The sequence below is a fragment of the Streptococcus pseudopneumoniae genome (assembly GCF_001070815.1).
Classification (GTDB): Bacteria; Bacillota; Bacilli; order Lactobacillales; family Streptococcaceae; genus Streptococcus; species Streptococcus pseudopneumoniae_P.
Genome location: NZ_JVLX01000068.1, coordinates 40,322 through 54,794, shown reverse-complemented (window position 1 = coordinate 54,794; position 14,473 = coordinate 40,322). Strand labels below are relative to the sequence as shown.

Here is a 14,473-nt window from a genome sequence, read left to right as displayed (position 1 = left end):
ATACTCAATGAAAATCAAAGAGCAAACTAGGAAGCTAGCCGCAGGTTGCTCAAAACATGGTTTTGAGGTTACAGATAAAACTGACGAAGTCAGTCACATATATAATCCAAGGTGAAGCTGACGTGGTTTGAAAAGATTTTCGAAAAGTATAATACGAAAAAGCCCTGTTCCTCAAGATGAGGAGCAAGGCTTTTTGAGTTTCAATTATTCTTCTGTTCCAAGGAAGTTTCTTGCAACAAGGGCTGCAAGAACTCCACCAACGATTGGGGCAAGGATAAAAATCCAAACTTGTTGAAGGGCTACGCCACCTACCAAGACAGCTGGTGCCAAGCTACGAGCTGGGTTTACTGACAGTCCAGTGATGTTCAATCCCACAAGAATCATTGCCATCAAGGACAAACCGATTACCAAACCAGCAATCGCGCCATTGCCCTTGCTTTCTGATGTCACGGTCATGATAACCAAGACAAACAAGAAAGTTGCAATAACTTCAAACAAGAAACCACCAAAGACAGTGACACCGTTTGCCAAGGCATTTTCACCAAGACTAGCAGTTGACATCCCTGAGTTAGCCAAGAGGAAGAAGACAGAAGCAGATGCTAAGAAGGCTCCAACTACTTGTCCAAGGATGTAGTTTACAAGCTCTGAAGATGACAAACGTTTGTTAACAAACATAGCAATAGAAACAGCTGGATTCAAATGAGCACCTGAAACAGTTCCGATTGAGTAAGCTGCAACTACGATTGCCAAACCAAAGGCAAAGGCAATCCCTAGGTGACCAAGGCCATCAAGACCATTTCCAAAAACAACAGCTCCTGTCCCAATGAACACAAGCATGAACGTACCGATTAACTCAGCGACAAATTTTTTCATTTTCTTTCTCCTTTTTTCAAAAACTAGATACTAGTCTATCAAAAGTAGGAAAGGGTTTCAAGAAAATTGTTTGGAAATTTTCAGGCTAGAATCCTGTAAAAACGGTAGTTTTTATTTGAAACATTTTTTTCAAAGGTATATAATATCAATATAGTTCTAATGAGTTATTTATTCCCTAATTGGAACTAATTTTTACAACTTTGCTGTTCTTTTATGAACGTTTGAATGGTATCGTGGATACCAAGGAGGAATCATATGTCTAAAGTTGCTATTGTCACAGGTGCAGGTCAAGGAATCGGTTTTGCAATCGCAAAACGATTGGTTCAAGATGGCTTTAAGGTAGGAGTATTAGACTACAATCCCGAAACAGCTGAAAAAGCTGTTGCCGAATTATCAGCTGAAAATGCCTTTGCTGTCGTAGCTGATGTTTCGAAACAGGCAGAAGTTGCCCAAGCATTTCAAAAAGTTGTTGACCATTTTGGTGATTTGAATGTTGTCGTAAATAACGCTGGTGTTGCTCCAACTACTCCTCTTGATACAATTACTGAGGAACAATTTACACGTACTTTCGGTATCAACGTTGGTGGTGTCATTTGGGGTTCACAAGCTGCACAAGCACAATTTAAAGCACTTGGTCACGGAGGTAAAATTATCAACGCCACCTCTCAAGCTGGTGTCGTCGGTAACCCAAATCTAACTGTTTACGGTGGAACCAAATTTGCTGTTCGCGGAATCACGCAAACATTAGCACGTGATTTAGCAGACTCAGGCATCACTGTTAACGCCTACGCACCAGGTATTGTGAAAACACCAATGATGTACGATATCGCTCATGAAGTTGGTAAAAATGCAGGAAAAGATGACGAATGGGGTATGCAGACATTTGCAAAAGATATTACTCTAAAACGTCTATCTGAACCAGAAGATGTGGCTGCTGCCGTCAGCTTCCTTGCAGGACCAGATTCAAACTACATTACAGGACAAACCATTATCGTTGATGGTGGTATGCAATTCCATTAAGATACACAAAAAGAGGTTGGAAAATGATTCAACCTCTTTTATTAGTCTTCATTATTAGTTAGGAGGATACAATAGAAACTCTCTCAATAGGCAATATTAGCTTATCCCTAGTATTGAAAAGACTGGATAGCTTCTTTCAAGTCATCTTGTAAACTATTTCTCTGGTCAAGTTGGACATAGACTTCCAACAGACAGGACTTAAAGTTGGAAAATTTATAAAAATCTTCCCTTTCTTCTATCGGAAAGTCAACAGCTTTTATCCAAGAAGCCACTTGCTCTTGCTCCAACTTCCCTTGTAAAATAGGTTCATAGATCACTCTTGCTAAACGCCAATCCTCATCATCTGTAAAGCGAATCAAAATTCTTTTAAATAGTTGGCCAAGTATCTCAAATACTTCATGAACTCTGGTTTTAGGAAAGTCTGGATGACAAACCACCTCTGTCAGTAAATCGGCTCCATGTGCAAAAGCATGAACCCAACCATACTGACTTGAAAAACCTGTTGTATCCTTTTCTTTTGAAAGATAGTACAACCCTTGATTTAAAAGGACATTACGAATTTCTGCTTTTAATCCCTGATAAAAAATCGATTGCTGGTTGGCATCTGCAGACAAGAGATTTGCATAAATAAGCGCCCTAAAAGAACGTTCAAGGGTTGACAGGCCTACCTTATCAATCTCTTTATCTAACCCTCCATCAGATGAAATCCCTTCAGCAATGAAATGAAATTGTTCCTGTGTAAATAGCTCTTCCTGAATCCCTCTAGCAAAGCTTGTAAAAACAAGGTCATCGCGAATTTCTGGAGAAGAATCTCCCAAATGATCAAGCAACCATTGGATTTCCTCCTGATGATAACTTGGTTTTTCTTCTGCTATTTTTCTAAGTAACTCTTGATACATGGTCAATACCTCTACATTTCTAGCAACTGTTCAAAAAGCCGTCCTTAAATGACTTAATATTGAATTCTCAATTAAATACAATCTGATAAAAAATGAAGTAAATAACTATCAATACCAACTTACCGCAAGTTCAATTTTAACATCATGACCTTCAACGGCGTGTTTGAAAATAGCTACAGCCAAGCCAATTATAATGACGCTTAACAAACCCATAAACATCATTCTAGAACAATCTTTCTATCCCCCTACTCTCCCAACTGGGCACTGTAGGCAATAATCTGGTCAACTGTGTCTGACAAGAACTGAATGGTATCACGGAGTGGTTTGTCTGTTGAGATATCCGCTCCGATAATCATGGCTGACTCAAGCGGTGTCTTGCTGCCACCTGATTTGAGGAGGTTGAGCCAGTCTTCGGCTCCAGTTTCTGAATTTTTCAGATGGAGGTAACCCGCAGTCGAGATAACAAGACCAGCAGAGTAAGTGTAGCTATACAAGCCCATGTAGTAGTGAGCTTGGCGCATCCAAGTCAGAGCCGCATCGTCGTCAATTTCAATGGCACCTCCCCAGAAGTCTGTCAAGACTTCCTTCATAATGCTATTAAGCTTGCTTGCTCCAAATGTTTCTCCCTCTTCAATCAGTGTATAAACCTTGCGCTGGAAGGCTGCTTCCAAGAGGTGGGTAATGAAATTATGGAAGTAGGTATCTGTCAAGCGGTGGGCAAGAGCGAAGCGTTTTTGACGCGGATCGTCAGACTGGTGTTCCAAGTAATCACTTAAAAGCAATTCATTGAAGGTTGACGGCGCTTCGACATAGTAAGTAGACATGTGGGCGTTGAAGTAACTTTGGTGATTGTCTGAAAAGATGAATTGACCAGAATGCCCAATTTCATGAATCAGGGTATAGACATCGCTCAAACGACCTGTCCAACTCATGAGGACATAAGGGTGCACGCGATATGGATCCGCCGCATAACCACCAGAATCCTTACCACTATTGGCAGCAAAGTCCACCCAGCGCTCTTCTTGATAGCGAGCAACTTCCTGACAATATTCTTGCCCCAAAGGCTCTACCGACTTCATGACCAAATCATAGGCGTCGTCAATAGTCACTTCAGGATTCAAGGCGCTGTCCAAGTCCAATTTCCAGTCTGCAAAGGTCATCTTTTCAAGACCATTGACCTTGGCAACATGCTTGAGGTATCTCTGAGCGACTGGCGAAAATTCCTGCATAATGAGGTCAATCTGGCGATCAAACATGGCACGGTCCACTTCTTGCTCAGCCAAAAGATAATCAAAGACAGAGTCGTAACCCTTCATATCTGCCAATAATTTTTCAGACTTGACTTGGGCTAAATAGGCTGCCGCAGCTGTATTTTGGTGCTTACGAAGACCTTCTGAGAAGGAACGGAAAGATTTTTCACGAACCTCAGCATCCTCGTGATTTTGGTAGAAATTCTCATAGGTGACAAAGCTGTTTTTGTAGGTCTTGCCATTGACTTCAAAGTCGGCCATTTCAAAATCCCCAGCTCGCATCTTAGTGTAAATATCCTGCGGACTGTAGAAAACCTCGCCGAGATTGGTCAAGGCCTTCTCCACATCAGCCCCTAAATAGTGGGCTTTTTTTATTTTGGCCTGACGAATGGCAGCTGTTAAATGAGGCAATTTACCCAAACGGTCCAAGACTTCCTCATCTGCTACCATCAAGGCATCGTCAAAGAAGGTCAGAGCTACGCTGGCGTCTGTTTCAAATTCCATCCCAGCTTGGGCAATGTTGGCAAATTCGTCATTGCTATAGTCTGTCGTCTGAGGCATAAAGCCATAGTTGCCAATATGGCTCATCTGAATGTAGATTTGTTCCAATTCCGCAAAGGCCTTCTCGAAATCTTCAAAAGTGTGAAGATTGCCATTGTAGTCACGGCTAAACTGGTTGATGTCTTCACGAGCCTTCTCGATTGCACGCAAGAAATCCTCACGGTCTTGGTATAGGGCTGTTAAATCCCAAAGTTCCTTCTCTGGAAATTCTGAACGGTGTTTTTGTTCCATTTTCTTCCTCTTATTTCTCTAATTCTAATAAAACACTAAGGGCTGATAAGGCGTAAAGCGGTGCTGTTTCTGCTCGCAAAATACGAGGACCAAGACCTGCCAAGACTGCTCCCTTAGCTTCAAAACTTTCGATTTCTGCAGGTGACAGACCACCTTCTGGACCAAAGATAAAGAGCAATTTGGCTCCCTTCTCGAGTCCATTAACTGCTTGTAAAAGCGCAGCGGCTTCTCCTTCTTTGGCCGACTCTTCATAAGCCACTACGATAGAGTCAAATTGGTCCAGTTGAGCTAGAAAGTCTGATTTTTTCTCGAAAAGTGTGACACTTGGTACTAGATTACGCTTGCTTTGTTCTGCTGCTCCAAGGGCAATTTTTTCTAGTTTTTCAATCTTTTTACCCAATTTCTTGCCATCCCATTTGGCGACCGACCAATCGGCAGGGAAGGACCAAATCTGGCTGGCGCCCAGTTCAGTTACTTTTTGAGTGATAAACTCGAGCTTGTCGCCCTTGGGAAAGCCAGATGCGATGGTCACCTGGATTGGTAATTCCACGTTGTCAGCTAACTTTTCAACCAACTCAAACTGACGATTTTCAACATCCAAGACGCGCGCCAAACGCTTGATACCATCATCAAAGACTAAGGTCACCTCATCATCTTCTTTCAAGCGCATAACCTGAAACATATGCTTGCTGGTTTCCTTGTCCTCGATGGTGACAGGAGAGACTGCACTCCCCTTGACAAAATACTGCTGCATGCTAGCCTCCAATCACACCGGAAATATCCTTGGTTTTCTTAAAGACACAGGCATTCCATTCCCCTTGAACCATGTGAGTTTCGAGGAAAAATCCAGCTGACTCAGCCGACTCGCGCACCATGTCCCACTTGTCCTTGATAATGCCACTCATGATGAGGTAGCCTTCATCCTTGACCAAGCGGTAAGCATCATCCGTCAAATGAATAAGGATATCCGCCAAGATATTAGCCACAATCACATCTGCCTCAATCTCAACACCCTTAAGCAAGTCTCCAGCAGCAACGTGGATGTTTTCCATACCAGGGTTGAGCTCAATATTTTCCTGAGCAACTCGAACTGCCACATCATCTAGGTCATAGGCGAAGATTTCCTTGGCACCAAGTAGCGAGCTGGCAATAGAAAGAACCCCTGAACCAGTCCCCACATCTAGCACCGTTTCGCCACCACGAAGAACCTGCTCCAAGGCAAAGAGACTCATCTTAGTTGTCGGATGTGTCCCAGTCCCAAAGGCCATACCAGGATCTAGCTTGATAATCTTTTCTCCAGCAGTCGCCTCATAGTCTGTCCAAGACGGCACGATGGTCAAATCATGAGTAATACGAGCTGGTTCATAATATTTCTTCCAGTTGTCTGCCCAGTCTTCCTCAGCTAAGGCAGTCGTCCCCATCTTGACCTCACCCAAATCCATAAAATCTGTTAATTCTGCTAGGCGAGCCTGCAAGTCTGCTTCAACCACTGCTACATCAACTGTTTCAGGATAGTAGGCTGTCACTATGATTTCTTCTTGCTGCTCGACCTCTGGGAAAATCTCGCCGAAGCGGTCGACATTTCCCACATAGTCCATGCTGTCTTCAATCGCAACGCCTTGCGCTCCCAACTCAATCAAGAGATTGGAAACCAACTCCTCTCCCTCACGCTTGACTGTAACTTTTAACTCTTGCCATGTTTCCATATTTAAGACACCAAGCCCGTAAAACACAAAGCCAAAATAGGAACTTCTCTGAAGACGCTTGTGTCTAAGAGAAGTTTATCTTTTTGGCACAGTGTTTAGGGCGGGTTCAGTTTAGAAATTTAACTGAACCATCCTTTCTAATCACTTACTTTTAAATAATCTTTTAATTTCTCTTGTAACTGAGGTACAACTTGACTGGAAGTGAGAAATTCCTCGACATTCATTAACTGATAGCCCTGACCTTCATCTCCAAATACGATACTGTCAAACTGGTTCTGTGTCAACTGACCGACTAGAAATACAGATTGTTTATCCGCAAAAAGCATACTTGGATAAACCTTACTCCAAAGCAGACAATCCTCAGTCAAATGAATTCCCAGTTCCTCAAAAACTTCACGCTCCACGCACTCAAAAGGACTTTCATCACCTTCACGTCCACCACCTGGCAGTTCCCACATATTGGGCCAGGGAATGCTCGCCTTATCATCGCGTAAGATAGTCAATAGCTTATCCCCACAAAATAAAGCAATCTTACAGCCTGTGAAATCAGAAATTTCTATTTCCATATTAGACTCCTTCGGTTAATTCCTTTTCCAGCTCGGCTAACCAGTTTTGGTAATAGATTTTCTCATCCCGTAACATCCGACTGCTATTCATTTTCTGTCTAGCAATCTTCATAGCCTTGTGAGTTTGAACTACATCTTTCTTTACCTTAAATTGATACCAAGCTTGAATGACCTGCATATCTGCTGTTTTTAGAGATAAAAAAGATTTGACTCCTCGAATACTTGCATATTCTTCCGCTTTCTTATTATCTCCTTCCATCAGAGCAATTTGAAGAAGGTATAATTGAGAACTAGTTTTAGACATTGGATTATCTGTTTTCTCTAACATAGACTGAAACTGTTGCTTTGCAAGCTCTATATTATCGTCCAATATGAATACCAACCCCTGAAGAGTCTGAACACTTTCTGCAAAACTCCCTCTCGCCTCCTCATCAACAGGCATGATAAAGTCTTTTAAATCATATTCTTGAGGAGCTAGCAAGGTCTGGGCAGAATGCCTCAACATCAGGTAGGCGTATTTCGTATTTTCAGGGTGTTGTAGCAATTCCCAAATTTTTGCGCCATCGGTGATGCCGACTGGCAAAATGTTATTTAGGAAGAAAGACAAATTAAGAAAAATCCAAGTCCCTGCAAAATACCAGCTTCTTGTCAAAAATCCAAACACTATCGCCAATAATATCAAGCTGAGATGAACCATCAAGCCTCCTGAAAGCATCAGGATGATTCTTTGATCGCTTTCATCCTCTTTTAAACCAATGTATTGAGCACCAACATTTTTCAGAATGGCTGTTCTACTAAGATGAAACCTGCCTGACTTTTTGGTCAAAATAAAATGTCCTAACCCAAAAGCCACCAGCCGATAGCCTGTCAAGTAGCCACAAAAAGCATGTCCCAGCTCATGAAGAATAAAGATTAAATATATACTTAGAAGAGCGAAGGCATAACCAAAAGTAAAGACTAAAACTGCGGAATATCCCAGCTCTGCAAATGCGATTGTTCCACAAGCACAAGCCAGCATAATAAAGACAACAGCTAGCACATAAACCAAATAAATCCCAATTTTCTTCATAAAATCTCCATCCAACTCCTAGTATCTCGGATAAGGATAAAATTCTCCTTCTTCCAATCCAACTTTTCCTTCTTCAAAGACTTCTTGGTTCCATTCCATGACAAATTCTTCTGCTTCTGGGTCTTCCAAAAAGTCCATGAGGGCATCCAGCCCAACCTCGGCAGTATCTTTAAGGAATAGCGCAAAATAAGCTAAAAATTCACGAGAAAAACCTTTTTTAGGCAGGTAAGGGATAACCGTCAAATAGTCTTCTGCATTGACTGTTGATTTAGCAGGATTGTAGAAAAGAACTGCTTCTTCAAAGAGAATGTCATCTGACGAAACCTCTCCGTCCTCATCCACCATCTCCACACCTGTAGCGTTTTGCGCTTCCAATAGAAAACTCACTTCTACCGCGTGGTTGCGCTTGTCCCAACTAATCTCAAAGTCAAAGGGAAAATTCTTCTCCAACTCTTCCTCTAAAACATCTAAAAATCCATATGTTGCCATTTTGTCCTCTTTCTATGCGACTCTTAAATCGCCCCGATTGCTCGGAAATGTGCTAAAATAGATACTACCATCTTACCACATATACATCAGAAAATCCACGTTAGAAAGGACTGCTATGCCAGACAATCTCGCACTTCGCATGCGCCCTAAAACCATCGATCAGGTCATCGGTCAGGAACATCTGGTCGGACAAGGAAAAATCATCCGTCGCATGGTGGAAGCCAACCGCCTGTCCTCCATGATTCTATATGGACCTCCTGGAATCGGCAAGACCAGTATTGCTTCAGCCATCGCTGGGACTACTAAGTATGCCTTTCGAACTTTCAATGCGACAGTTGATAGTAAAAAACGACTGCAAGAAATCGCCGAAGAGGCGAAATTTTCTGGTGGCCTCGTCCTATTACTAGACGAAATCCATCGTCTTGACAAGACCAAGCAAGACTTTCTTCTTCCACTCTTGGAAAGTGGACTGGTCATCATGATTGGCGCTACGACTGAAAATCCTTTCTTTTCTGTCACTCCTGCCATTCGTAGCCGTGTTCAAATTTTTGAGTTGGAACCTCTGTCTAACCAAGACGTCAAAGAGGCCCTGCAGATAGCTCTAAGTAACCCTGAGCGTGGTTTTGATTTTCCAGTAGAACTAGATGAGGATGCGCTGGATTTCATTGCTACCTCTACAAACGGAGACCTTCGCTCTGCCTTCAACTCACTGGATTTGGCAGTTCTTTCTACCCCTGAGAATGACAAGGGCATTCGCCATATCACCCTAGACATCATGGAAAATAGCCTGCAGCGGAGCTACATTACCATGGATAAGGACGGAGATGGCCACTATGATGTTCTCTCAGCCCTGCAAAAGTCTATCCGTGGCTCAGATGTGGATGCTAGTCTTCACTATGCTGCCCGCTTGATTGAGGCTGGTGATTTGCCAAGTCTCGCTCGTCGTTTGACTGTTATCGCTTATGAAGATATCGGTTTGGCCAATCCTGAAGCCCAGATTCACACTGTGACTGCTCTGGATGCTGCACAAAGGATTGGTTTCCCAGAAGCCCGCATTCTCATTGCCAATGTCGTGATTGATTTGGCCCTTTCTCCAAAATCCAACTCAGCCTATGTAGCTATGGATAAGGCGCTTGCCGACCTCAAAACATCAGGGCACTTGCCTATTCCGCGACACCTGCGTGATGGGCACTACAGTGGAAGCAAGGAACTGGGGAATGCCCAAGACTATCTCTATCCACACAACTATCCTGGAAATTGGGTCAAGCAAGACTATCTACCAGAAAAAATCCGCAATCATCACTATTTCCAAGCAGAAGATACTGGTAAATATGAACGGGCTTTGGCTCAAAGAAAGGAAGCTATCGACCGTTTGCGAAAAATCTGAAATCCTTTTCAAAAAATTGCACTTTCCTCTTGATTTTTTTTGAAAAAGTGGTATTATATAAACATAGAAACGCTGTGGTGTACGACTTCACACTTAAGTGTTGACCGACTATTTTTTGTATTATTAGGGAAACAAAAGTCTTCTAACAGCATGTAGGCCGTCTCACACGGAAACAGCTTCAGTTAGAGCGAGTTGCCCACCTGCTTAATTGCGCGGGTTCAATACAAACCGTGAAGTTTCGGCACCAATACAGCTTTTTTCTTTGCCTCCTTAGCTCAGCTGGCAGAGCAGCGGACTCTTAATCCGTGGGTCACAGGTTCGATCCCTGTAGGGGGCATCTAAATACAACAGGAAAAGCCTTGATAACCAAGGCTTTTTTGCTTATCTATAACTGATTTGCCTCATCATTTGCCCCACTTTTAAATCTATCTTTTCTTTTTGAATCAAATTACATCTTAACAAATAGTGTAAAGCCAGTTACTTTTGCTTTGATGCCATACAATATTTTCATGTAGAGAAGACAAATTTTATCTTCTCTTTTTATTTTCAAAATAATAAAAACTGATTTTCTTTTCATAAATCAGACTGAAACTTCCAAATTTTCCATTTTGTTTATTGATATTTCCTCTAAAAAGGTGTATAATATTTTTATTATCAAACTATACTATACTATATAGGGGGTATTGAAATGAAATTTTCTAATCGTTTACTGCTATTCCTTGCAGGAGTTGTTTTTGTCCTTTTAGCACTCTTTCTATTTACAGACCCAGTAGCTAATCTTGTTGCTTACAGCTGGTGGATTGCATTTGGTTTACTGGTTGCTTCTATAGCAGCTATTTTAGGCTATTTCTCTGTACCAAAAGTGCTTCGCTCACCAGCTCATCTTTTCCAAGGGATTGTTAATCTTCTCTTGGCTCTTTACCTCGTTGCCTATGGCTTTGTGACGCTACCAGTTGTCATTCCAACTATTTTAGGAATTTGGTTAATTGTAGAAGCCATTATAGCTTTCTTTAAAGGCAATCGTCTGGGATTGATTTTCCCTATTATTGGCAACCATATCATGTGGATAGCGTTGCTTGCATTTTTACTAGGTCTAGTGATTTTGTTCAATCCAGTAGCTACAAGTGTCTTTGTCGTTTATGTCGTTGCCTTTGCATTTTTAATTGTTGGTTTCACCTATATCCTTGATGCCTTTCGTAAATAATCTAGCTGCCATTTTGGGCATATTAAAAAAGCTGGGAAGTTACATTCTCAGCTTTTTATTTGCCTTCTTAGATCAGTCGGTAGAGCAGTAGACTCTTAAGCTATGGGGCGCAGGTTCGAGCCTTGTAGGGGCATCTAAATCAACAGGAAAAATCCTTGGTTGCAAGGCTTTTTTTGACGTCCAATAGCTTTTTGTAGCAAAGTATTTAAAAATAAAAGAGAAGAGAATCTCTCACTCTCTTCTCAGTATATCTTATTAAATTTAGTTTTTCTTAATCTACCTGATTTTCCTTTGCAACGACAAATTCCTTAACCAATCGATAGATAACAGCAAATATCGGTGTAAAGAATATCATCCCAAGTAAGCCAAAGAGATTGCCTCCAATACTAGCAGCCGCAAGCGTGAAAATAGCTGGCAAACCAATAGATTGACCTACAACTCTAGGATAAATAAGGTTTCCTTCAATCAGCTGTATAACTTGATATAGAAGAAGAGAAAGTAAGGCTTGAGTAGGACTCACTGTGAAGATAAAAATCGCTCCCACAACACAAGCAATCATAGGCCCTACATAAGGAATGAACGATAGCACTCCTGCAAAGATACCTGTCATTACTCCATAGGGTATCCCAAACACGCTGTAACCAACCGCTATCATAACTCCTATGATAACTGCTTCAATCAGCTGACTCATCAAAAATTGGTCATAAGTCTCTAGTGCTACTTGTCCAATGTAAGTCAACTTTATCACCACCTTCTCTGGAAGAAAAACTTTTAGAAGTCGACTCGTCATCGCTGCCAAATGTTCCTTACTGGATAAAAATAAAAAGGTGAAGACTATAATCAAAAAGGCATTCATCAAACTTGAAAAAATATTGCCGATATTACTAGTCAGACCTGATAAAAAACCTATCAAAGCTTGGCTAATAGAACTAGATTGTCCCTGTATGCCTGATACGATAGTTGACAACATGTCTTTGGTTACAAATTCCGAGCTGCCTAGCAATTTCCCAAGTTGAGTAAGGACTGTTGAAAGGACTGTTCCCAGCTGACTAATAGTCTGGGCTAGGGTTGGCAGCACCAAAACCAAAAGAGCAATCACGATTAAGATAAGAGCTAGGAAAACAAGTACCATGGCAATCGGACGACGCAACTCTGCCTTTACCTTCAATTTAACTAAGTACTGTTCAATTTTTTTCATAGGAACATTAAGCACAAAAGCAATAACAGCACCATAAATCAAGGTTGATATTACATCAAAGAGAGAGATTGCTCCTGATATAAAGCTCGATGCATTCAGAATTACAAGAGCAACCAGCCCTATAAAAAGTATTAACGGGGTGTATTTTTTTACTAAGTTCATAAATTCTCCTTAATAAACATGTTTAGATACGACTATACTATTTGGTTTTTCAAACTCTCGATTAAGGTAGGCTTGGTAAGTTCCTGGAGCGATAAATCCTTTGGGTGAGAGGATATCGGTGCCAGCCTGACCGACTATGGTATCAGCCAAGAGCACACAGTTTGTAGATAAGACAAAGTAGGATTTAAACTTAGATTTGATAAATTTATAAAGTTCCCCATCTGTCTCATGTCTGATTTTATAAGCGTAGGTGTAGTCTTCCTTACCATCACCTGTCATGATTTTATCTGCACTTGGCTCCCATGGAATCGTCAGTTGTTTCAATTCAGCCAACTTTTTCTGAACTGCTTTTTCCATTTCAGGCGTCAAATCTATCCCATAACCAAAAAGCGTTTTTTGACTCTCACGTTTACATAGGTCAATGTACTTGTCACGATCACAGAAATATAAGACACCATCTCCTACCATGCCAAATAAGGTCTCAGAAGACGGATCATAGTTGCCATAAGAAATAACACGGCCTTGATAGCAGATATCCACATGACCAATTGCCGAAAACAGAGAGGTCTCAGCTGTATGAACAAAAATTTCAAGCTCCGCTGTCTTACCAGACTTCACCATTCCAAGATGGATATCCTCTCTCTCATCAGCATTTTCCTGCATGAATTTGTTGATTTTTGCTAAAGTTCTTGCAGGGATGAGAGCGGCTAGGACAATAGGTAAGCTAATTCTAATGCGACGTTTGAGATGGTTTTTCCCAATTTCCTCCTCAAACAAGAAACCATCACGGATATTGGACACACCATAAAGGAAAAAATAAGCCCCTAATACAAAGAGTTGAAAGACAGAATTTCCTGTAGAGGACAAAAGACTAGTCCCACCAAGAAAAACTAGTACGAGTCCATCTAGTAAGAGACGAAAACGAGGTCGAATTTTGTTTTTGCGGTAGAGAACATAGGTGACAAGGTTAATACTAGCATGAAAAATCTGATAAACTCCAATCACAAGAGCCAAAATATAAATCGGCACATCCGTCGCAAGATTGGAGCCAAGCAAATATCCCAGCACTAACAATTTAACCAGTGCAACTCCCAAGGTGTCCGTTGACTGACTTTTTTTGAAAATACGTAATACTAAATCTAAGACCGTTGCTATCCAAGCTAAAAACAGAACCAGTCGAATAACCTTTACTGGCAACCAAGTCCCCGTGACCATCAAGATGAGACCTAGCAGAACAAACAAGAACCCCTGAGCAAGTAATTTCTTACCTGTCAGACCTAAAGATAGAATTTTCGCCATATAAAAACCTTTCAACAATAAAAATTAAACACTCCGATTAAACTGACTAGTAAATAGCCAACACTACAAACAGCCTGTGCCAGCAACATATGGTGACTAGAAATGACTGTAGTAATGTCACCATCTTGTCTTATGCACTTCTAAAATTTGTTATATTGATTAGAAGCCAGAGCTTATAAAAACTAGCTAAACTCGAGAGATAGACACAATTGCGACGAAAAAATGTATAACCAATTCAACTTGTTAAGGTAAGAAAGCATTATTTCCAATCTATTAATTATTCATCTATTACCTATTATGACACAATATTCCCTATAGTTCAACTTTTTACTTGTTTTTATATTACACGGACTAAAAAGTTTTCAACAGTTGATTGCATTTGTTTTAATAAGTTTTAACCTTTCTTGGTTAGATAAAAAAAGAACCATACAGTTTAGAATCTGTATGGTTTTTGCCCCACTTTTGTCCCATTTTTAAATCATGACATTGAAAATACCTAAAATCACTTATATTTCAATATTTTTAATTGCTCTCAATATGAAAGTCCTTTCCAAATCCC

At 41.0% G+C, this 14,473-nt stretch carries 13 protein-coding genes and 1 tRNA gene; 4 read left to right on the top strand and 10 right to left on the bottom strand.

Annotated features, from left to right (window positions below):
- Positions 1-204 precede the first annotated feature (204 nt).
- A complete protein-coding gene (locus ADG81_RS08755) occupies positions 205-873 on the bottom strand; it encodes an MIP/aquaporin family protein (protein ID WP_049551484.1) in 669 nt (222 codons plus the stop codon).
- A 255-nt stretch (positions 874-1,128) separates the two neighbouring features.
- On the opposite strand from ADG81_RS08755, the gene ADG81_RS08750 reads away from it, so the two are divergent.
- Positions 1,129-1,893 (top strand): (S)-acetoin forming diacetyl reductase, encoded by a 765-nt coding sequence (locus ADG81_RS08750; protein WP_000048147.1) that lies wholly within the window; start codon positions 1,129-1,131, stop codon positions 1,891-1,893.
- Between the two features lie 107 nt (positions 1,894-2,000).
- On the opposite strand, the gene ADG81_RS08745 is transcribed toward ADG81_RS08750, so the two are convergent.
- From ADG81_RS08745 to ADG81_RS08710, 7 genes are all read right to left on the bottom strand, one after another.
- The gene (locus tag ADG81_RS08745) at positions 2,001-2,792 is read right to left on the bottom strand and encodes a DUF2785 domain-containing protein (protein WP_049551483.1); all 792 of its coding nucleotides are present in this window, start codon (positions 2,790-2,792) and stop codon (positions 2,001-2,003) included.
- Positions 2,793-3,037: 245 nt separating this feature from the next.
- Positions 3,038-4,834: an oligoendopeptidase F gene (gene pepF, locus ADG81_RS08735; RefSeq protein ID WP_049551482.1), complete on the bottom strand. Its 1,797-nt coding sequence runs from the start codon at positions 4,832-4,834 to the stop codon at positions 3,038-3,040.
- A gap of 10 nt (positions 4,835-4,844) precedes the next feature.
- Positions 4,845-5,588 carry a 16S rRNA (uracil(1498)-N(3))-methyltransferase gene (locus ADG81_RS08730; protein WP_004256076.1) on the bottom strand — a complete coding sequence of 248 codons (744 nt, stop codon included), beginning with the start codon at positions 5,586-5,588 and terminating at the stop codon, positions 4,845-4,847.
- A 1-nt stretch (position 5,589) separates the two neighbouring features.
- Entirely contained in the window at positions 5,590-6,540 is a 951-nt protein-coding gene (prmA, locus tag ADG81_RS08725) for a 50S ribosomal protein L11 methyltransferase (RefSeq protein ID WP_049551481.1), read from the bottom strand.
- Positions 6,541-6,677: 137 nt separating this feature from the next.
- A complete protein-coding gene (locus tag ADG81_RS08720; RefSeq protein WP_049551480.1) occupies positions 6,678-7,106 on the bottom strand; it encodes an NUDIX hydrolase in 429 nt (142 codons plus the stop codon).
- A 1-nt stretch (position 7,107) separates the two neighbouring features.
- Positions 7,108-8,175: a M50 family metallopeptidase gene (locus tag ADG81_RS08715; RefSeq protein WP_049551479.1), complete on the bottom strand. Its 1,068-nt coding sequence runs from the start codon at positions 8,173-8,175 to the stop codon at positions 7,108-7,110.
- Positions 8,176-8,193: 18 nt separating this feature from the next.
- Positions 8,194-8,664 (bottom strand): DUF3013 family protein, encoded by a 471-nt coding sequence (locus ADG81_RS08710; protein WP_049551478.1) that lies wholly within the window; start codon positions 8,662-8,664, stop codon positions 8,194-8,196.
- A gap of 115 nt (positions 8,665-8,779) precedes the next feature.
- Between ADG81_RS08710 and ADG81_RS08705 the strand changes: the two genes are divergently transcribed.
- From ADG81_RS08705 to ADG81_RS08695, 3 genes are all read left to right on the top strand, one after another.
- A complete protein-coding gene (locus ADG81_RS08705) occupies positions 8,780-10,051 on the top strand; it encodes a replication-associated recombination protein A (protein WP_033684837.1) in 1,272 nt (423 codons plus the stop codon).
- 264 nt (positions 10,052-10,315) lie between these two features.
- Positions 10,316-10,388: transfer RNA gene (locus ADG81_RS08700), tRNA-Lys, on the top strand.
- 351 nt (positions 10,389-10,739) lie between these two features.
- Positions 10,740-11,255: a DUF308 domain-containing protein gene (locus ADG81_RS08695; protein ID WP_020900386.1), complete on the top strand. Its 516-nt coding sequence runs from the start codon at positions 10,740-10,742 to the stop codon at positions 11,253-11,255.
- A 271-nt stretch (positions 11,256-11,526) separates the two neighbouring features.
- Here the strand turns inward: ADG81_RS08695 and ADG81_RS08690 are convergent, their stop codons facing one another.
- Together ADG81_RS08690 and ADG81_RS08685 are read right to left on the bottom strand one after the other, a co-directional pair.
- Positions 11,527-12,615, bottom strand: coding sequence for an AI-2E family transporter (locus ADG81_RS08690; RefSeq protein WP_049551477.1), 1,089 nt, complete (start codon positions 12,613-12,615; stop codon positions 11,527-11,529).
- 9 nt (positions 12,616-12,624) lie between these two features.
- Entirely contained in the window at positions 12,625-13,914 is a 1,290-nt protein-coding gene (locus tag ADG81_RS08685; protein ID WP_001062783.1) for a membrane protein, read from the bottom strand.
- Positions 13,915-14,473: the final 559 nt, after the last annotated feature.